21 protein-coding genes and 1 pseudogene are annotated in these 19,619 nt (G+C 66.0%); 8 read left to right on the forward strand and 14 right to left on the reverse strand.

Translation table 11 applies throughout. From position 1 onward, the window contains the following. Positions 1-10 precede the first annotated feature (10 nt). On the forward strand, positions 11-1,045 hold the full coding sequence (locus DM868_RS02820) for a guanosine monophosphate reductase (protein ID WP_137275332.1): 1,035 nt from the start codon (positions 11-13) through the stop codon (positions 1,043-1,045). 53 nt (positions 1,046-1,098) lie between these two features. Next, on the forward strand, positions 1,099-1,224 hold the full coding sequence (locus DM868_RS15610; RefSeq protein ID WP_281280668.1) for a hypothetical protein: 126 nt from the start codon (positions 1,099-1,101) through the stop codon (positions 1,222-1,224). A gap of 288 nt (positions 1,225-1,512) precedes the next feature. On the opposite strand, the pseudogene DM868_RS15745 reads toward DM868_RS15610, so the two are convergent. Next, positions 1,513-1,719 (reverse strand): annotated as a pseudogene (locus tag DM868_RS15745) (formate/nitrite transporter family protein); the annotation flags it as partial. 19 nt (positions 1,720-1,738) lie between these two features. Next, positions 1,739-3,052, reverse strand: coding sequence for a 3-phosphoshikimate 1-carboxyvinyltransferase (gene aroA / locus DM868_RS02830; protein WP_137275333.1), 1,314 nt, complete (start codon positions 3,050-3,052; stop codon positions 1,739-1,741). A gap of 78 nt (positions 3,053-3,130) precedes the next feature. On the opposite strand from aroA, the gene DM868_RS02835 reads away from it, so the two are divergent. The 4 genes from DM868_RS02835 to DM868_RS02850 all read left to right on the forward strand — a co-directional run bounded on the left by DM868_RS02835 (position 3,131) and on the right by DM868_RS02850 (position 7,089). Then, positions 3,131-4,309, forward strand: coding sequence for a M24 family metallopeptidase (locus DM868_RS02835; RefSeq protein WP_137275334.1), 1,179 nt, complete (start codon positions 3,131-3,133; stop codon positions 4,307-4,309). A 174-nt stretch (positions 4,310-4,483) separates the two neighbouring features. Then, positions 4,484-5,215, forward strand: coding sequence for an NAD(P)-binding domain-containing protein (locus DM868_RS02840; RefSeq protein WP_137275335.1), 732 nt, complete (start codon positions 4,484-4,486; stop codon positions 5,213-5,215). Then, positions 5,212-6,627 carry a small ribosomal subunit Rsm22 family protein gene (locus DM868_RS02845; protein WP_137275336.1) on the forward strand — a complete coding sequence of 472 codons (1,416 nt, stop codon included), beginning with the start codon at positions 5,212-5,214 and terminating at the stop codon, positions 6,625-6,627. The genes DM868_RS02840 and DM868_RS02845 overlap by 4 nt, the downstream gene beginning before the upstream one ends. Before the next feature lie 51 nt (positions 6,628-6,678). Further along, positions 6,679-7,089 (forward strand): hypothetical protein, encoded by a 411-nt coding sequence (locus tag DM868_RS02850; protein WP_137275337.1) that lies wholly within the window; start codon positions 6,679-6,681, stop codon positions 7,087-7,089. Position 7,090: 1 nt separating this feature from the next. Here DM868_RS02850 and DM868_RS02855 read toward each other — a convergent pair whose 3' ends face one another. Next, the gene (locus DM868_RS02855) at positions 7,091-7,300 is read right to left on the reverse strand and encodes a ribbon-helix-helix domain-containing protein (RefSeq protein ID WP_137275338.1); all 210 of its coding nucleotides are present in this window, start codon (positions 7,298-7,300) and stop codon (positions 7,091-7,093) included. Positions 7,301-7,389: 89 nt separating this feature from the next. On the opposite strand from DM868_RS02855, the gene DM868_RS02860 reads away from it, so the two are divergent. Together DM868_RS02860 and DM868_RS15010 are read left to right on the forward strand one after the other, a co-directional pair. Beyond that, the gene (locus tag DM868_RS02860) at positions 7,390-7,728 is read left to right on the forward strand and encodes a DUF5789 family protein (protein ID WP_137275339.1); all 339 of its coding nucleotides are present in this window, start codon (positions 7,390-7,392) and stop codon (positions 7,726-7,728) included. 191 nt (positions 7,729-7,919) lie between these two features. After that, positions 7,920-8,060 (forward strand): hypothetical protein, encoded by a 141-nt coding sequence (locus tag DM868_RS15010; protein WP_170964411.1) that lies wholly within the window; start codon positions 7,920-7,922, stop codon positions 8,058-8,060. A 67-nt stretch (positions 8,061-8,127) separates the two neighbouring features. Here the strand turns inward: DM868_RS15010 and aglJ are convergent, their stop codons facing one another. From aglJ to DM868_RS02915, 11 genes are all read right to left on the reverse strand, one after another. After that, complete coding sequence (gene aglJ / locus DM868_RS02865; protein WP_137275340.1) at positions 8,128-9,063, reverse strand: S-layer glycoprotein N-glycosyltransferase AglJ; 936 nt, start codon at positions 9,061-9,063, stop codon at positions 8,128-8,130. A gap of 50 nt (positions 9,064-9,113) precedes the next feature. Then, positions 9,114-9,614 (reverse strand): phosphopantetheine adenylyltransferase, encoded by a 501-nt coding sequence (locus DM868_RS02870; RefSeq protein ID WP_137275341.1) that lies wholly within the window; start codon positions 9,612-9,614, stop codon positions 9,114-9,116. 65 nt (positions 9,615-9,679) lie between these two features. Next, positions 9,680-10,177, reverse strand: coding sequence for a winged helix-turn-helix domain-containing protein (locus DM868_RS02875; protein WP_137275342.1), 498 nt, complete (start codon positions 10,175-10,177; stop codon positions 9,680-9,682). Positions 10,178-10,246: 69 nt separating this feature from the next. Continuing rightward, positions 10,247-12,703: an efflux RND transporter permease subunit gene (locus DM868_RS02880; protein ID WP_137275343.1), complete on the reverse strand. Its 2,457-nt coding sequence runs from the start codon at positions 12,701-12,703 to the stop codon at positions 10,247-10,249. Between the two features lie 6 nt (positions 12,704-12,709). Further along, complete coding sequence (locus DM868_RS02885) at positions 12,710-14,317, reverse strand: COG1361 S-layer family protein (RefSeq protein WP_137275344.1); 1,608 nt, start codon at positions 14,315-14,317, stop codon at positions 12,710-12,712. Between the two features lie 184 nt (positions 14,318-14,501). After that, on the reverse strand, positions 14,502-15,578 hold the full coding sequence (locus tag DM868_RS02890; RefSeq protein ID WP_137275345.1) for a glutamate--cysteine ligase: 1,077 nt from the start codon (positions 15,576-15,578) through the stop codon (positions 14,502-14,504). A 59-nt stretch (positions 15,579-15,637) separates the two neighbouring features. Further along, complete coding sequence (locus tag DM868_RS02895; RefSeq protein ID WP_137275346.1) at positions 15,638-16,264, reverse strand: fibrillarin-like rRNA/tRNA 2'-O-methyltransferase; 627 nt, start codon at positions 16,262-16,264, stop codon at positions 15,638-15,640. After that, on the reverse strand, positions 16,261-17,094 hold the full coding sequence (locus tag DM868_RS02900; RefSeq protein WP_137275347.1) for an NOP5/NOP56 family protein: 834 nt from the start codon (positions 17,092-17,094) through the stop codon (positions 16,261-16,263). Before DM868_RS02900 ends, DM868_RS02895 begins: the two co-directional genes overlap by 4 nt. Positions 17,095-17,156: 62 nt before the next feature. After that, the gene (locus tag DM868_RS02905) at positions 17,157-17,918 is read right to left on the reverse strand and encodes a nucleoside phosphorylase (RefSeq protein ID WP_137275348.1); all 762 of its coding nucleotides are present in this window, start codon (positions 17,916-17,918) and stop codon (positions 17,157-17,159) included. A 28-nt stretch (positions 17,919-17,946) separates the two neighbouring features. Further along, complete coding sequence (locus DM868_RS02910) at positions 17,947-18,912, reverse strand: NADPH:quinone reductase (RefSeq protein WP_137275349.1); 966 nt, start codon at positions 18,910-18,912, stop codon at positions 17,947-17,949. A gap of 75 nt (positions 18,913-18,987) precedes the next feature. Then, positions 18,988-19,614, reverse strand: coding sequence for a rubrerythrin family protein (locus DM868_RS02915; protein ID WP_137275702.1), 627 nt, complete (start codon positions 19,612-19,614; stop codon positions 18,988-18,990). Between the last annotated feature and the right edge of the window lie 5 nt (positions 19,615-19,619).

Below are 19,619 nucleotides of genomic sequence, written 5' to 3' on the forward strand. Positions count from 1 at the left end.
GGGTTTGCACATGTCATACGAAACGGGGCTCTCCTACGACGACGTGCTGGCGGTTCCACAGCGCTCGCCCGTCGGGAGCCGCGACGACGTCGATCTGACGACCGAACTGGCGAACGACCTCGAACTTTCGGTTCCCGTCGTGACCGCCGCGATGGACACCGTCACCGAGGCCGAGATGGCGCGCGTAATCGGTGAATCCGGCGGTTTGGGCGTCATCCACCGGTTCCTCCCGATCGACGAACAGGCGCGGATGGTCAGGGAGGTCGTCGAAGACGACGTTCCGGCGACCGGCGCGATCGGGATCGCCGAGGACCACCTCGACCGCGCGGCGGCGCTCGTCGACGCCGGGGCCGCGCTGCTCGTCCTCGACGTCGCTCACGGACACATGGAGCGCACGATCGAGGCGACGGCCGAACTGGCGGCCGCGTTCCCCGACACGTCGATCTGTGCCGGCAACGTGGCCACCGAAGCGGGCGTGAAGGATCTGGCCGACGCCGGGGCCGACTGCGTGAAGGTCGGCGTCGGCCCCGGGTCGCACTGTACGACCAGGGAGGTCACCGGGTTCGGCGTCCCGCAGTTCACCGCGGTCGAGCGGTGTGCCGCCGCGGCCCGGGAGTGCGGCGTCACGATGATCGCCGACGGCGGGATCCGGACCTCCGGGGACGCCGTGAAGGCGCTCCTCGTCGGCGCGGACGCGGTGATGATGGGTGGCTACTTCGCCGGCTGCGCGGAGTCGCCCGGAGAGATCATCGAGAACGATGGCCAGCGGTACAAGCGCTCGCGGGGGATGTCGACCGCCGCCGCCGCCGAGGACCGCGAGGATAAAGACAGCACGGTCGAAGCCTCCGAAGGCGTCGAGGCCGTCACCGAGTACGTCGGTCCCGCCGGTCCCCGACTCAGGGAGTTCGCGGCGGGGATCAGGTCCGGGCTCTCCTACGGCGGTGCCCGAGACCTCGAGACCGCCAGAGGGAACGCCGAGTTCATGAAAGTGCGTGAAACCACGGCGGGTCGAAACGGGGCGCACGGCTTCGCCCGGACGAGATAACCACGTCGGATTCCTCCCACGGCTAAAGCCGTGGGCTTCCTCCTTGCACCTTTGTGACCGACCGGGGAGAGCGATCAGTTCTCCGCGACGGCGTCCTCGGTCCGGTCTCGAAACGCTTCGCCGGGGCGCTGTTCGCCGGCACCCTGACCGAACAGCCGATCGCGGAGGGATCGCTTTGAGAGACGCTCGGCGAGGAGCACGGAGCAATCGGCCTACTTGACGACGTCGAAGTGCAGCGAGTCGTACACCAACCGCGAGAGCAGTCCCTGCTCGGTCACGCCGAGCAACAGCATCCTACAATCCGACGTACGCCGTTTTATCGCCCGGTCGATGTTCCCGGAATCGCCGACAGTTATTGTCGGGTCGTCCAGTTCGTAATCGGTGGCCTACTCTGTGAGGAACCGCTCGCCCGCCAGGCGATCGGTCGTTGCCTCGACGACGTGGAGGAGTTCGACCTCGGGGGTCGCGTCGTCGAACACGCCGCCGTACCCCAGCGCAAGCGCACCGAGACCGTCCCCAACGAAGTTGCCCGCCAGCACGATCAGCCAGTGGCGGAGCAGGGTCGGGATCGGCGCCAGCCGCTGTAAGGTCAGCGCGACCGGCGGGAGCGCGTTCTCGGTGTACAGCTGATAGCCGCCGATGATGGTGCAGACGAACCCGAGCGGGTACAGGAGCGCGCCGGCCGAGTCGGGGCTACGCCTCGGTACACTCGACGCCGAGCGCCGCGAACACGTCGAAGAAGTTCGGGAACGACACGTCCACGTCCTCGGCACCCTCGATCGTCGTTTCGCCGTCGGCGACGAGCGCCGCGACCGCGAGCGACATGATGATCCGGTGGTCCTCGTGACCGCGAACCGTGGCACCCGTCAGACCGCCGCCGTGAACGACGAGTTCGTCCTCGTACTCCTCCGTCTCGACACCCATCCGTTCGAGTTCGGTCGCCATGGCGGCCACCCGATCCGTCTCCTTCAGTCGAACGTGCGCGCAATCGGTGATCCGCGTGGTCCCCTCGGCTGCAGCGCCGAGCGCGGCGATCGTCGGCAAGAGATCTGGCGTGTCGGCGACCTCGACCTCGATGCCTTCGAGGGACGATCGACCGACCGCGATCGCTCCGGCCGTCCGATCCCACTCGATAGCCGCGCCCATCGATTCGAGGATCGAGACGATCTTCGAATCACCCTGTGCGCTCGGATACGCGCCCTCGACGGTGAGTTCGTCGTCGCCCGCGATCGCCCCCGCGGCGAGCAGGTACGACATCGACGAGAAGTCGCCCGGCACGTCGTAGCTGCCGCCGTCGGGCGCGTAGGATTGTCCGCCCTCGATCTCGAAGCCGTCCGCACCCGAGGCGCGGATCTCCGAGTCGTCGCCGCCGACGACCGTCGCTTCGACGCCGAACGCGTCGAGCACGTCGAGCGTGATGTCGACGTACGGCGCGGATTTGAGCTCCGTCGTCAGATCGATAGCGACCCCGTCCTCGGTGACAGCGCCGGCCATCAGCAAGCCGGTGATGTACTGCGAGGAGACGTCGCCCCGGATGGACACGTCGCCGCCCGAGGTGCCGCCCCCAACGACGAGCGGTGCCTGTCCGTTCTCACGGGTCGAATCCGCCCGGACGCAGAGTTGATCCAGCGCGTCGAGGAGCGGCCCCTGCGGGCGCGACCGTAGCGACCCGTCGCCGGTCAGAACGGTGAGCCCGTCGACGAGCCCGCCGGTCGCGGTCGTGAGCCGCATCGTGGTGCCGCTGTTGGCACAATCGATGATGTCCGCCGGCGTTTCAGGAGCGCCGTCGAAGCCGGTTATCTCCCAGTCGCCGTCGCGGCGTTCGGCCGACCCACCGTACGCCTCGACCGCGCGAGCGGTGGCCTTCGTGTCGGCGCTGAAAAGCGGATTAGTGACGAGCGCGCCATCGGCGTAGCCGGCCGCGAGGACGGCCCGATGCGTGTAGCTCTTCGATGGCGGGGCGCGTGCGGTGCCGCGAACGCGCGAGGGTGAGATCCGAAGGTCCATACTCGCCGCGTTGCGTGCGGCCGGCAAATGCCTGCCGACTCGGGCAAGCGCTTTGTGTTCGCCGGGCGGGGTACCCGTATGGATCCCGATCTATCGAAACTCGACGGCTTCCTCAACGAGGTCGACGTCGACGGCTACCTGATTGAGGCCGACGGCGACGCCGCTGATCAGCGGTACCTCTCCGGTTTCACCGCGCCCGATCCGTTCGTCACGCTCTATACGGGGGAGACGCATCTCCTCGTCTCCGCGCTGGAGTACGGTCGCGCCAAGCGCACCGCCCGAGCCGAAACCGTCGAGCGACACGCCGACTACGACCACCGATCGAACGTCGCCGAGTACGGCTCTCACGAGGGAAAGTATCGCACCCTCGCGGCGTTTTTCGACGCTCACGGCGCCGGCTCGGTCGCAGTGCCGGCCGACTTCCCGATCGGTACCGCCGACGGTCTCCGACGCTGCGACGTGGCCGTACAGGCGGACATCGACGGCGTACTCGGGGAGATCCGGGCGAGAAAGCACGCTGAGGAGGTCGAACACATCCGAGCGGCTCAGCGGGCCAACGAATCGGCCATGGCTCGCGCGGAGAAACTGCTCGCCGCAGCCGAGACCGTCGACGGAACGCTATCTCTCGACGACGAACCGCTGACCGCAGAGCGCGTCAAGCGAGAGATCGAGATCGAACTCCTTCGAAACGACTGCGCGCTCGACGAGACGATCGTCGCCTGCGGTGCGGACGCCGCCGACCCGCATGATCGAGGCTCCGGTCCGCTTCGACCCGACGAGGCGATCATCGTCGATATCTTCCCCTGCTCGAAGGAGACGGGCTACTACGCCGACATGACGCGGACGTTCTGCGTCGGCGAGCCCTCCGACACCATCGAGCGGTGGTACGATCTCACCCTCGAAGCGCAGACTGCGGCGCTCGACGCCATCGAGGCAGGCGTCTCGGCGAGCGACGTACACGACGCCGTCTGCGACGTGTACGAAGCGGCCGGCCTCCCGACGCTTCGAGCCGACGAGACGACCGAAACCGGGTTCATCCACACGACGGGACACGGCGTCGGGCTCGACATCCACGAGTATCCGCGGATCTCCGAGGAACCGATCGAACTCGAGGCCGGAAACGTCGTGACGGTCGAGCCGGGGCTGTACGATCCAGCGGTCGGGGGCGTCCGGATCGAAGATCTGGTCGTCGTCACCGAGGACGGCCACGAGAACCTGACCGAGTATCCGAAAGCGCTCGCAGTCGAGAGTCGGTAAGCTACAAACCCCGCCGTCGCGTACCGACACGCGGCGGCTGTGATGACGCGTTTACCCCCGCTCCGAGCCCCGTGTGACGACGCCCACCTCTGAGCCGCCATTCCGATACCGAGCGTGGATACCCTGGGGTAACAAGACGAACTCCTTTTGAACGACCGGGAGTAACCGAGGTGCATGCAACTGTTGGTCGTCGGGGCCGGGGAGATGGGCCGATGGTTCGCCCGCCACAGCGGCCCCACCGCGGTCGCGTTCGCCGATCGCGAGCCCGAGACGGCGCGGGCCGCGGCGACGACGATCGAGAGCGCACGCGCCGTGCCGTTGGACACCGACGAAGCGTTCGACGTCGTCTGTGTCGCCGTCCCGATGTCCGCCGTTCCGGGGGCGATCGCCGAGCACGCCCACAGAGCGACCGAAGCCGTCGTCGACGTCTCCGGCGAGATGCGAGATTCCGTGGCCGCGCTGCGATCACACGCCGAGGGGCGCGAGCGAGCGAGCTTTCACCCGCTGTTCTCGGCCTCGAACGCGCCAGGAAACGTCCCTGTCGTCGTGGATCGAGGGGGGCAGACGATCGATCGGATCCGCGAATCCCTCGCGGGGGCCGGCAACGACGTGTTCGAAACGACGCCGTCGGCGCACGACCGAGCGATGGAGACCGTCCAAGCGAAAGCGCACACAGCCGTGTTGGCGTACGCGCTGGCCGCTGACGACGTCGATCCACGATTTCACACGTCGCTTTCGGGGCCGCTCTCGGAACTCGTCGACGGCGTCGTGGGGAACACGCCGGAGGTGTACGCCGAGATCCAAGCGCGGTTCGACGGCGGTACCTCGGTCGCCGAGGCCGCGGCGCGAATCGCCGAGGCCGATCGGGAGACGTTCATCAAACTGTACGAGGAGGCCGGACAGTGACGACCGACGAGTCGATCGTCGACACGGCGAAGTACCTCCGCAACGTCCGCCCGATCGATCCCGACGAAATCTTCGAGTACGTCGAGAGGACGCCACACCCGGCGGTCGTCAGACAGACGCTGCGCGAGCACGCCTTCGAATTGGGCATCCGCGAACGCGACGACGGCACCTTCGTCCCGATAGAGGACGGCACGATCCGACCGACCTTCCGCGGCGTCACGGCGTTTCCGGAGGCGTACGCGCGGCGGTTCGAGGAGCTACTCGTCGAGCGGTACGGGCCGGGGTGGCCGAGCAGCGAGTCGGGCGATCGACTCCGCGAACTGATCGATCAGCTGAAAGTCTCGTACTTCGCCGACGAGTCCGTCACGTACGACGAGGAGACCGCGCTCGCGTACGCGCTGTATCATCTCCCCGACTACTACGCTGCGATTCAGTACGCGCTCGACGAACTCGGCCGCGCCGGACGTCTGTCCTGCCACCTTCGTGTGTTGGAGATCGGCGCTGGCACGGGCGGACCGGCGCTCGGGATACACGACTACCTCCCCGACGACACGCTCGTCGAGTACCACGCCGTCGAACCGAGCGCGGCTGCCGACGTGTTCGAGGCGATGCTCGATGGGACTCGAAGCGGCTTCGCGACGACCGTTCACCGCGAAACCGCCGAGGCGTTCGACCCCGAGGGGGAGTACGACCTGATCGTCTTCGGAAACGTACTCTCGGAGCTGTCGTCGCCAGTCGAGGTCGTCGGGCGGTATCTCCGTTCGCTGGCCCCGGACGGGACCGTCCTCGCCATCGCGCCGGCTGAGGAGCGGACCGCGACGCGGCTTCGGCGGATCGAGCGGGACGTCGTCGATCGCAATGCCGACCTGACCGTCTACGCCCCGACGATCCGGCTGTGGGACGGATACGAACCGACAGACTGCGGCTGGACGTTCACCCGCAAACCAAAAGTCGACGTGCCGGCGTTCCAGCGTCGCCTCGACGAGGATCGGTCGGTCGACGGAGACTCGACGCCGGGAGACGGAACCTACACGAAATCGGTCGTTCAGTTCGCGTACTTGCTGCTCCGGAAGGACGGACAGCGGGCGATCGAGTACGAACCCGACCCCGATCGGGTGGCGAAGATGGCGGAGATGGAACGACACGTCACCGAACGGATCGACCTCGCCGCGCTGAAACTGTCGCCCGACCTCGCCGAGGACGGGCACCCGCTGTTCAAGATCAGCGACGGTTCCGAAGCGGTCGACCACTACGCCGTGTTGACGGACCGCTCCGCGCTCAACGAGACGCTCGCGGACGCGCCCTACGGCTCGCTGCTCCTGTTCGAGAACGTCCTCGTGCTCTGGAACGACGACGAGGGCGCGTACAACCTCGTCGTCGACGGTGAGAGCGCCGTCGACAGATTGGCCTGAACCGAACTGCGCGGACGGTACCCCTATATTCGCGACGGCCGAACCGTCGCCGTGGTCCACATCACGCGAGCGCTCCTGACGGCGCTTCTCGAACTCGCCGAGGATCGCGATCCGGCCTCCGTGACCGTCTCGCTCGCGGTGACGCCGGCGAGCGAACTCGACGCCGCGCTGCCGTCGGATCGGGTCGTGTTCACCGACATGTACCTCCCCGAAACGGGTGGATCCGTGACCGCGGTCTTCGGGATGGATCTGTCGACGCCCGGAGCGGCCGGTCGGTTCATCACGCATCCGGACGGCACGCTCGCGGTGACGAAAGCCGACGACCTCCACGAGGTCGTGTTCGTCGCGGTCCCGCCCTACGGGATCGACGACGTGCGAGCGTTCGATCGATCGGGGGCCGGGCGATCGATGGTGATCGTCGACGCCGAACCGCCGTCCGACGGGATCGACCTTTCGGAGTGAGCTATTCGAGGTAGCCGAGATCGCGCAACTGCTCGGTTATTTCGTCGAACTCCGCCTCCGTGAGCGATCCCTGTTTTTCGTGTTGAATGACGATGCTCCGGAGCAGAAACCGGACGAGATCGCTGGTCGACGAAAAGCTCGTGCCCTCGATCGTCTCCTCGACGCGTTCGGAGAGCGCCTTCGGGATCGAAACCGTGGTGTAGTCGGTCATACTCGTCCAGTCGTGATCGAGGCGAATATGTCTGTCTACCGCCGTCGAGACGGGGGTCTTTAGGTGGCTGTGGTCTCTACGGGACGACAATGGGAGTCCGGCCACCACCACAGCGCGATGACGGCGGTCCCGAGATCGTTGCGTTCGGCATCGCGGCGCTCGATGAACACCTCGAACGGGCCGATGTTACCTTCCCGATGGCCAGCGATGAACTACTCGAAACGTTGGGCGATCCGAGCGTTCCCTACGACGCGGCGGGGAGCGAAATGCGGCTGTCAGAGGCGCTCGACGCGACGCCGCACTCGACGTTCGAGACGCGACAGGAATGCATGAACGCGCTTCATCCGGTCTTCGAGGAGCGGCGCGAACGCGCGAACAACAGCCTCGTCGGACAACTTCGGTCGCTCCTGCCTTTCGGATCAGGGTAGCCGCGGCGGGGCGATCGATCCCTGCGGCTACCAAAGCGTTCGCCGTGCGTGAGCCAGTAGTATTATCTCGTCGAGGGACCACGTACACGGCGAAGCCCTCCAACCGCGCATCGGCCGGTCGCGGAGAGACTCACGCATCTCGACGTCGAGACGATCATTTTGCGCGGGGCTATCGAGACGACCCAACGAGTGTGCGGGCGTTCATTTCGACTGGCGTCGACCACACGTGGCGGTACGACCCGGATCTGCCGGTGGATTTCGACTGTGAACGGGAGGATATCGGACTCACGCTACATCCGGACGAGACGACCGAACCGTGGTACACGTGTTAAATCGCTGCGGACAGCGGGGCGGGGTCGACGCTTCACACGTCGTTGCCCAACGATAGCGCTCGCGCAGTTACTTCTCGAGGTCCCGTAGTTTGTCCGCGACTTCCTCCAGACGGCGCGTCTGCTCTCTGTTCACCGAGACGATAATGTCCGAGAGGACGCCCAGCATGAGCAGTTGCACCGAAAGCAGGATCAAAAACGCCGCGAGCAACGCGAGCACCTCGTGGGAGATCCCGACGACGAAGTACCGATACGCGACGAACGCCGCCACGACGAATCCGGAGAGCGTCCCGATAGCGGCGACGCTTCCGAAGTAGAAGATCGGGTTGTTCGTCTTCGTGAGCGTGTACAGCGTCAGGATGATCCGTCCGCCGTCGGCGATCGGGTTGAGGTTCGTCTCCGATCCCCCGGGACGCGCCTCGTATCGGATCGGGACCACTTCGGTCGAGACGCCCTGTCTGACGCATTCGACGGCCAACTCTGTCTCGATACCGAAGCCGTCGGCGTCGAGGTTGAACCGCTCGAACGACGACCGGGTAAACGCCCGATACCCCGAGAGGATGTCGCGGAGGTCCCGGCCGTGCACGGCCGCGAACAGCCGGTTTATCAGTGAGTTCCCGACCGCGTTGAGTCGCGTCATCGCGCCCGCCTCCATGTCGGCGAACCGATCGCCGATGACGTGGTCGGCCCGCCCATCGAACAGCGGTTCGAGCATCGCGTCGGCGTCCTCGGGCCGGTAGGTACCATCGCCGTCGGCCATCAACACGTACGGTCGATCGACCGCTCGAACGCCCTCGCGAACCGCCTGCCCTTTCCCCTTCCCCGACTGCACGCGAACGCGAGCGCCGTGTTCTGCCGCAACGTCTCGCGTCCCGTCGCTGGAGTTACCATCGATGACGAGAACGTGTTCGAAGCCCGCGTCGTGAAAACCATCGACAACGGAGCCGATAGTTTCGGCCTCGTTGAGCGTCGGGAGGAGAACACAGACGTCCGTGCGGTTAGGCATCGTCAGGTCGTGCGACACCGGAGGTGAAAAAACAGCGGGTTCGGTCGGCATCACCGACGTTGATCTCGGACCGGCGATCTGCCGTCGGCGTCGGGCGTGAGGTTTCCGTGTTCGTCGATCTCACCGGCGACGATGCGCGTCGAGGAGATGACGTCGCCGTCGTCGGCGTATCGGTGGTCGACGACCTCGATGTCGAGCGGCGGGAGCCCCTTTTCCATCCGCTCGTCGTTGACCAACTCCCCGCCGGCTCTCGTCTCGGGCGAGACGATAAGGACGTCGAATCCCGGTTCCGTCGCGATCCCGGTCGGTTCGTTCAGCTCTCGGATCTCGAACTCGCGGTCGTACTCGTCAGCAAGCGTCCGAAGTTCCGCTTCGAGGTCGGCGCGCCGCTCGTCGAACGGACGGACGAACCGATCGATGCTCCGCGTTTTGGGGGCGAGTTCGTCGCTCGTCAGACCGACAGTTACGTTCCCGAGTTCGAACGCGCGTTCGAACAGCGCCCGGTGGCCGTCGTGCACCGGATCGAACGTCCCGCCCAATACGACATCCATATGATCGGAGTCGATCGGCCGCGGTTTAGTGGCTTCGGTGGCGATCGGCCCGGACCGCGCGTGTGTCAGGAATCGCGCTCGTCGTCCTCGACCGTTATCTGGACCGGATCATCGTTCTCGTCAGTTCGGACACCGAGGTGACAGTCGAGGTTGAACACGGTGTTTAGACCCTCCTGAATCTCGCCGACGACGCTGCCGACCAGCTCGCTCGGCGCCATCGCGGTGTACTCGTAGGGGTTGTTACCGGCCCCATCGGACTCCCGCTTTCGACGGTCGAGTGTCCCCTCTTCAGTGAGCGCCGCGAGCGCCTCCCGGACCGTGCTCGGATACAGCCCGGTTCCGTCCGCGATCTCCTCGCTCGTGCTCCCCGGATTCTGACGGAGGTAGACGTAGATACGCGCTCTCGTCTCTGTGTCGAGCACCCACGAGAGGATGTCGACGATCCCGTCGTCGAACCCCTCCACGGCCCGGTCGGCCTCCTGTTCCAGTCTGTCCCGTACCCCCTCTCTGTCTTCCTCAGCGGCCGTCTCGTGGCCGTCCCCGGAAGGATCATCCGTAGACATGCGTTGTATTCAGCCGGAGACAAGGTGTTGCCGGATATAAACTCTGTGACGGTCGGCCCGTGGGGGCGGCTACTCAGTCGCGAGTTGGCCCCACACGAGCAGCGTCGCCGGCAGGACGAGGATCGAAGTGAGATACGAGTAGAAGACGCTCACCGCCATTAACAGCCCGAAGTTACCCAGTACCGGCGTGATCGCCAACACCAATGCACCGGTCCCAATCGACGTGGTAAGCATGCTGCCGGTCAGCGCGCCGCCGGTACCGCTGAGCGTGATCAAGAGGGAGCGATACGTGTCTCCGGTCTCGTTGTACTCGTCGATGAATCGGTGGGTGACGTGGACCGAATAGGCGACGCCGACCCCGATGGTAATCGAGAGAAGGGTCGCCGTCAGAGCGTTCAACGGGAGCCCGATGGCCCGCATCGTCGCGAGAAGCAACGCGACCGTGACGAGGATGGGAAACAGATTGACGAGACCGAGCAGCGGCCGACGCTCGAGCGCGCCGTAAACGATGATCAAGAAGATCGTCGTGAGCAGGACCGCGATCACGAGGCTCTCGATGGCCGACGAGAAGATCGTGTCGGAGATTGCGCTGAACACGATGACGCCGCCGGTCGGTGTCGCGCTGAACCGGAACTCCTCGCTGAACTCGCGGGCGTCGGACGCGATCTCCGCTTGGTCGGCGTCGCTCTCGATGGTGTACTCGATCTTCGCCGCGCGCCGGTCTTCGGTGAGGAACTCCCCGGCCCGGCCGCCGTCCGCTGCGAACAGTTCGTCGTAGATCAACTTGAGGTTTCGATCGGGAATGCCGTTTCCGGAGCGATCGTTGCGCGCGACGAGCGCGGCGAACTCGGGATCTCGTTCGGCACGCGATTGAATCACCGTGATGATGCTCTGTGAGTCGGCTCGCCGCTCGGTCGCGACGAAGGAGTCGGGCGGATCCTGATTGGTCCTGTAGATGGACTCCAGCGCGTGATCTTCCTCGAACGGCCCGACGACGTAGAGGATCGCGGTGTCCTGTTGGCTCGCGCCGAAGCGCTCTTCGAGCAGATTGAGGTTTCCGGTGACGGTGTACTCGCCGGGGGCGAACGGCTCCGGCAGCGCGGCGATGTACGACGGAAGCTCCTCGGGCGGGAGGAAATCGTCGGTGCTGAACGATCGATCGACGTCTTGCCCGTACGCCGCCGCCCCCCCGCCGATCACGAGCGTGAGGACGACGAAAAACGCTGGAGCGACCCGAGACACCGTCGCGCCCGCGGACAGCACCCGACCGAACGTGGAATCCTCCGAGGAGATCGGATTCGTCCCGAACGTCGGAACGGACAGCCGAATCCGAACGCGATCGGTGACGACCTTCAGCGCCGGCAGGAAGACGCCGAAGATGAAGAAGGTGTAGGAGATCCCGATCGCCGCGACCAGCCCGAAGTTGCTGATCGGACCGAGATCGCTGATGACGTTCGCGCCGAACCCGAACACCGTCGTGACCGTGACGATGAGGAACGCGACGATCAGCTGCCGGTTCGCTTCGGTCATCGCCGGCAGAGCGGCGATCCCTTTGACGCGCTCCTCGCGATACCGGTTGATGATGTGAATCCCGAAGTCGATCCCCACGGCGAGCAGCAACACGGGCACGGCGATCATGTTCTGATCGAACGGGATGCCGACGTAGCCGACCGTCCCGAACGTCCACGCGAGCGTCATCAAGAGCGCGACCAACCCGAGGACGAGATCGATCGGGTCCCGGTAGGCGACGACGAGAAACGCCAGTATCAACAGGAGGACGACCGGGACGACGATGGTCAGCGAATCGCCGATGATGTTCCCGAACTCCTCGCTGATGATCCCCGAGCCGAAGACGCGAATGTCGCCGCCGACGCCGTCGGTGATCGACTGCATCGACACCTGAATCTCTTGTATCTGGCCGCCACCACCGCCGTTCGGTCCCTGGGAACCGCCCGCCGGCACGTCGTGGTTCACGACCGTGATCGACGCCGACGCCGAGGCAGCGGTCGGGTTGAAGTCCTCGGACAGAAGCGACCGGAACCGCGGTTCGTCGGCCAGCCCCCGGACGGCGGTCCGAACCTCGCTCTCGGAGGAACGTTCGAGGACGCGGCGTTGCTCGGCCGGCGTCGTGGCGGTCGGATCGATAGCCTGCGCGACGAGCACGGCCGGACCGGCGGCCCCCTCGTATCGGAGCGACGCGCGTTGATCGGTCCGCTCGAGAACCGTCAGACTCCGGATCAGTTCGTGCTTGGCGAGGACGTTATCGCCGACGTGAATGAGCTGCGTCGAAGCGCCGTCCTCCTCGAACCGGTCGCCGAACTCGGTGTTGATCGCGTCGAGCGCCTCCTGTTCGGGGAGCCCCTCGGTGAACGCCTCGGTGGCCTCCTCATCGACGACGATGAGCGGCAACCCGCCGAACATCACCGCGGTCAGGAGGGCGAACACAGCCAAGACTGCGACCGGCCGCTGGAGGGCCGTCTCGTTCACTCGGTCGACGAGCGCGTCGAAGGACGAACCGGGTGCCATTGGGGATTAGTCCCGCCGTCGCCAGTAGAGTGCGCCGCCCACGACGACGACGAGGACGACCGCGCCGACGATGAGCAACCACGGGATCCCGCCTTCCTCAGCGTCGGTGACGATGACCGCGGTCCGGTACGTGTCCGAGATCTTGCTCGTGCCGCTCTCGTCGTCGTAGCGGAAGTCCAACTGCAACGGATAGGTGCGCGGCGTCGCGCCCGACGCGGCGCTCACGCTGAACGAGACGGTCGTCGTCTCGCCGGGCGCGAGCGACTCGGTGTACCCCTCGTCGTCGTCGCTCGCGATCGGATCGTCAGTGAACAGTTTCGATTCGAGGTTCCGAACCGGCTCATCGAGGTTGTTCGTCACGTTCACCTCGACGATCGTCGACGACCCGGCGGCGATCTCTCGGTCTTCGACCTCCAGAAGGAATTCGTCGCGGTTCGGTTCGACGCTCGCCGACGCGTCGATGTCCTCGAACAGTCGGCGTTCGTTCTCCTCGTTTCGGTACGCGACAGCCATATCGAAGTTCTGCGGGATCGGTTCGGCCTCCTCGGTCAGTTCGATCGGCAGTCGGAACTCGGCTGTCTCGCCCGCGGCGAGCGACCCGACCGCGACCGACGACTCGATCGGGACGACGTTCGGCGACTGGTCGGCGAACTGGACGACGACGCTCCGGGCCGGGGCCGGGCCGTCGTTCCTGACCGTGCCGCGAAGTTCGCCCTCCTCGCCGACCCGAAGCGTCGACTCGACGGTTTCGAAACTGAAACGCTGCTCGGGTGCCGGTTCGATGCCCGTAGAGAGCCCCTCGTCGACTCCGGGGACCCCATCGGGATCGGAGTACCGAGCCGTTCCGTCGAGGGCGAACTCTCGAACGGAGGCCCTCGGGTCGACCACGACATCGAACCTGACGGTCGCGTTCTCGCCGGGGGCGAGCGATCCGGCGCGGACGGAGCCGGTCGAACCGCTCCCGAAGGCGAACAGCGGACTCGTCGATTCCAGCGAGAGCCGGACGTCTGTCGCGGGCTGGCTGCCGACGTTTTCGATCGTGGTTTCCATGACGCCGCTGTCGCCGATCCGCGTGTCGGTCGACGTCGAGTTGAGTTCGAACCGTGGCGCGTCGTCGACCTCGACGTCGACGGTCCGCGTGACGGTTCGACGCCGTTCGTTCGTGATCCCGGTCCGCTGATACAGCTGTGAGGTGTGACGGTATTGGAGTTCGACTTCGAGTTCGTACGTGCCGGGGTCGGCGTCGTCGGGGACGGTAACCGCGATGGGGGCGCTTCGTGGTTGGTTCTCGGTGACCGTTCCGACCGACTGTTGGCCGGTCTCGACCTCAAGTGGCCCCTCGATATCGGCCTCGACGCGGACGTTTCGCGCCAACGTGACGATCTCACGGTTGGCCGGCGAACCGCGGATGATCCGGCCGTCGTTGGAGATCTGAAGGCCGAGTTCGGAGACCGATCCTGGTGTCACCGTCGCGTCGGGAACGTCGACGGTCAGATCGGGTTCGCCCTGGACGAACAGCGGGTCGTTCGTCTGTGCGAACGCGACGGTGGGGCCGACGATCGAAACGGCGAGCAGTGCAACGAGAGCGACGGAGAGCGCTCTGGTTCTGTGCATCAGTTATCCCGCCAACTGTGGTCCGTTCTGTAGGAGCATGGAGGTGCCGGGGACCAACCGGATACCGATCTGCGTTCGTACATGTGATAATAAATCTACCGGCCGCATCGGTGATAATCTTTTATTTCTCGGACCAATGAGCCGTGATAACAGCAGGTAGCGAGAGAGACGACTCGCGACCGGATCAACCGATCAGCAGCGATTCACAGAGGGTATCCATCCCGTCCACGTCCCGGAGGTGACGCTGCTGTTCCGCACCGCTCCCCTCGTCGTAGATTCCACCGATCCCCGACACGCCGAGCCGGCTTCGCTCTCGATCGACGAGCTCGCCCAACGGGATCGATTTGGAGAAGTCCCTCGAGAGCAGTTCGGCGTCATGACCATGTCGCAGCGCGCGCCACTTGTTCTCGTCGAGGAACTCCCGTCGGTGATCGTGTCCCGATTCGCCGTCGTCGTACCGCGCGCCGAGGTCTTCGACCAGCGCCTCGGTGTACTCGACGAAGGCCAAGACGCGCTCCGGGTCGGCCTGTCCGTCCGGCGTCCGGACCTCGACAGTGCCGTGGGATGAGTGCGGTCGAACGTCGTACCACAGCTCCCCCCGATCGTTTATCGAACCGGTCTCGACCATCGTTCGCTCGAACCGCTGGAACGTCTCGAAATCCTCGAAGGCGGTCGGTACGCCGGTGTTCGGCAACCCCTCGAAGATCTTCGCCCGCGCCGACTGCAACCCGGTGTCGAAGCCGTTCCAGTACGGGGAGTTCGCCGACAGCGCCAGCATGATCGGCAGATACCACCGGAGCTCGTTGGCGATCCACACCGCCTTGTCGGCGTCGTCCACTCCGACGTGAACGTGCAGTCCGGCGGTCGTGTTCCGGTGCTGTGGGTACTGTATCCGGTCGAGTTGGGCTCGATACCTGGGCTTTTCGGCGTGATCGAGTTCTCGCCACTTCGCGGCCGGGTGCAAGCCGGCGGCGGCGATCGAAAAGCCGTGGCGGCTCGCGTGGTCGACGAGCGCGGAGCGAACCGCCGTCAGCGCCTCGCGCGCCTCGTCGAGCGAGTCGATCGTCGGCGTCTGGGTCTCGATGACGAATTTGAAGAGCTCGTGATCGAGCCGCCCGTCGAGTAGTTCGGGCGGCTCGCTCCCGTAGACGAGTTCGTCGGTCCCGGAGGTCGGGCGTCCGTCGGCGTCGACGATGAAGAACTCCTCCTCGATGCCGAGCGTCCCCATCCGGTCGAAGGCGTCGCGCGAACCCAGATCCATCGTCGAGCACTTCAGCGTGCGCCGTTAAATACCATGTGACAGCGGCCGAAACCGACGACTCACCGTGGCGTGGCGACGATCCCGAAGTGATCGCCGTGAAACGGCTCGAGCGATCGGGTTTCGAGTATCTCGTAGCACGCTTCCAGCGTCTCGACGACCTCGGCGCGAACCTCGGACGGGTCCTGAACTACGTCCTCGCTTCGGGGCTTGACGGCCAACAACAGACGTCCGTCGTCTTCGAGAAAGCGACGGTTCGCGAGCGCGACCTTCGCCTGGCCACGAGTCGCGACATCTTGAACGATCGCGTCGACCGGCTCGACAACGTGGGCGTACGTTTCCGGCTTCCGTGCGTCTTTCAACAGCGGAAAGAGGTTCCCGCGAGGCGCCGCGGCGTCGAGCAGCTCTCGCGCGGGGCGGGCGGCGAACTCGACGGCATAGGTCGGCCCAGCGAAATCCGCGACGTGGCTGACTGTCGTTCCGGCGGCGGCCCCGAGGTACAGCACGGTCTCGTCACCGTCGAGTCCGGTATCTATCCCCAGCTCGAACATCGCGCCGAGTTTGGACCGCCGCGGATCCCACCGCCGCCACGAGCCGTCGGTCGGCTCCCCGTAGACCGGTTCACCCTCCGTGGCGAGCCATTCGTTCCCGCCGAACGAGCGCCGTTCGACACCTTCCGGGAGGCTCATTCGGTGTCACGCCCCTGTATCGTCTCGATCCGGCCGTGCAACTCGGCTTCGAGTTCGGGGCGCAGATCGCCCGCGTAGTGATCGATACGCGCCGCAATCGCGAGTTTTCCGGCGAGCGCCCGCGCGGCCGAGCCGCGGTGTTGGGAGTGGGTTCCGCTCACGGCCTCGTGGGTGAAGATGATGCCGTGTTTCGGCGAGGGGGCCCGACCGCGGAGGTGCGCGAAGAGCGCTTCCTCCGCGCCGAGCACCTGTACCGTCCCCGCGGGCTTTCGAGCCAGTTGCTCCAGCCCACCCGCGAGGGCGATGAGGCGTGCAGCGAGCACCGGGCCCGCGAGCGCGGCGAGGTTCGGCGCGACCTCGGGGGCGGTCCGTTCGACGTGGGATCTAAGCGCGTCGGTCTCGTCGGCGAGATCCCGAACCCGACGGGCGAGCGAGACGAGCGGATCGTCGGAAGCGTCGTCCTGCGCGAGCCGTCTCGCGTACTCGATCCCCGTTCCGGCATCCTCGCGGCGGCTTCCCGCCCACTCGGCGACGCGTTCGGCCAGCTCGTTCGCGACGCGCTCGCAGTCGTCCATCGCTCTGACGGCGTGGATGAGCTGTTTGTCATCGGCGATTTCGGCCTCTCTGACGGCCTCGCGGGTCGCGTACACGGTCGCCTCGTGGAGGCGTTCGTAGTACTCGTCCTCGTCGGCGGCGAATCCGGATTCGACCGCGAGCGCCGGCCACGCCCGCGGTTCGTCGGCGGAGCCGCCCTCAATCGCCTCGCGGGCACCGTCGAGGTCGTCCGGATCGACGCCGCTGAACCACCCCGCGTGGGTGTTCTCGCTCATGGTCACCCCTCACTCTCGGCACGTATAGGCGTTCCTCGATGCGGTTCGGTGTCGCCTCCGACTCAGCCCCGCTCGACGTGCGCTTCGAGCGCTTCGACCGTCGGGTCGAGCAGCGCCGGCAGGCGGCGTGTCAGCGCCTCCGTCGGCACCTGTTCGCCCGGGACGGCGTACCCGTCGATCCCGTGGATGGTGGCGGTATCGACACCCCGATACCGACAGACGGCCCAGATAGCCGATGTCTCCATATCCAGCGAGACGAATCCCTCCCGTCGGTAGTGCTCGAGCTGTGGGATCGTCTCGCGGAACAGCGCGCTCGTTGTCCACGTCGGACCGCGGTGGGTCTCGACCCCGTGCTCCGAGAACGTCTCCCCGAGTCCGTTCAGCAGTTCCGGAGTCGGACACAGCGTCTTATCGGGCGGAAGATAGTGATACGACGCCCCCTCGTCTCTGACGGCTCGCGTCGGTAACAGGGCTGCATCAGGTGAGAAGTCGGGCTGTAGCGCCGCACTTCCGCCCAGCATGACGACGCACTCGGCACCGGCGGCGATCACCTTCTCCGTTGCGATCGCAGCGACAGGGGCACCCACTCCGATCTGCTGAACGGGGACGAATCCAACGGAATCGGACAGCGCGTGGTACTCGAACGGGCGCTGTGTGACGGGGTCGATCGGCGTCCCGATATCTTGGGCCGCCTCGTGGAGGATTTCCTGAACGCCAAGGATGACCGCAGGCGGGAGTTCCGGAACGCCCTCCGTCGACGAAACCGATTCCATCGGCGAAAAGAGCGCCTCCGAGTCGTACGTTGGGCCGTAATCGGGGATCATGGCGTGTGTGGTACTCGATCGTTCGGGCTTAGGGTTCGACGACGAGTTTGCCGAAGAAGCTGTCCTCCATCACGTCGCGCTGCGCGTCGTCGGCCTCGCCGAGGTCGTACGTGCGGGCGACCTCGATTTCGAGCGCACCGGCGTCCATCAGGTGTGCGACCCCCCGGAGCGGCACTCGCAGGTCGGGCGTGTTGAACATGCTCATCATCTTGTAGCCGACGTCCTTCGCGCGGGCACCGGCCACGGCCGAGAACCCGGGGGCGGGATCGTTCTCCCCGATCCCGACGACGGTCGCGTCCGTCGCCGCGACGTCGGCGTCGAACTGGAGGTAGTCGTCGAGCCGGTGGTCCAAGATCACGTCGACGCCGCCGTCGGACGCCTCGAGAACCGCATCGGCGAGATCTTCACGCCCGTAGTCCAGTACCGTCTCCGCGCCGAACGCAGCCAACTCGCCGTGATAGTCCGGGCTGGCGGTAGTGATACAGCGCGCGTGGACGGCCGCCGCGATCTGGACCGCGACGTGGCCGACGCCCCCGGACCCACCGTGAACGAGACAGTGTTCGGCGGGACCGAGATCGGCGTGGTCGACCAACGCCCGCCAGGCCGTGCAGGCGACGACGCCCGCCGCGCCGGCCTGTACCATATCCACGCCATCGGGGAGTTCGACGACGCGATCGTCCGGGACAGTCGCATACTCCGTATAGGATCCCTGATGATCACCGTTCCCGATCCCGGTTCCGTACACGCGGTCGCCGATCTCGAACCCGTCGACGTACTCGCCGACGCCGGCGACCGTGCCGGCGAAGTCAACTCCTGGCGTGAACGGCAATCCGACGGGCACGTAGGATCCGTCGCGGAAGTACGTGTCGACGGGGTTGACGCCGGCCGCCTCGACCTCGACGAGGAGTTCGTGTCCGCCCGGCTCGGGTCGATCGGGCTCTTCGACGCGCAGTACCTCGGGGCCGCCGTGATCGGCGATTCGAACGGCTCGCATGGTCAATTCTCTCGGCGCGAGACCATAAACGTGGATGCAGAACGCGTCCGTCCGCGTCGCGAGGCGTGGCCCCGCTCAACAGACCGGCTTCGGATTGACGCCCATCGATTCGAGCGATTCGGTGTACTCGCCGTACGCCGCCTCGATCGCGCCGGTCGCGGCCGCGATCGCGCGCTTCCAACACGACTCGTCGTCGCCGCACTCGGCGGCGAGCAGTTCCCCGGCCCGTTCGAGCTGGGCGTCGAGATCGTCGCCCATCCCCCGGAACAGCGACGCAGTCTTCGGATCGGCGTTGCCGACGAAAAAGCCGGTGAGCTGCGTTTTCGACTGCTCGGCGGCGAGCGTCCGACCGACGAACCCGCCGAGTCGCTCGACGGTGTCGTCGAGATCACGGAGATACGCCTGAATCGCGGGTACGTCGCCCGGTTCGTGCGAATCGAGTCTGCCAACGACGGTCTCGTAGTGGTCTCGCTCCTCGCCCGTGGTTTCGGCGAACGCGTCGGCGACCGCGCCCGTCTCGGCGTCGGCCCACGCGTCGTAGGTCTCCGCGGCGTGATGTTCGGCCGTTGCGGCGGCGGCGAGCACCGTCTCGGTCTCCATCTCCCCGTCCGTGTCGGCGTACAGGGACTTCGAGGAGCCGAGCCGGGAGAGCGCGGTCTGGTTCTCGTCACGGACGGCGTCGAGGAATTCGTCGGTGTTCATATGCT

The sequence above is a fragment of the Natronomonas salsuginis genome (assembly GCF_005239135.1).
In the GTDB taxonomy this organism is placed as follows: Archaea; Halobacteriota; Halobacteria; order Halobacteriales; family Haloarculaceae; genus Natronomonas; species Natronomonas salsuginis.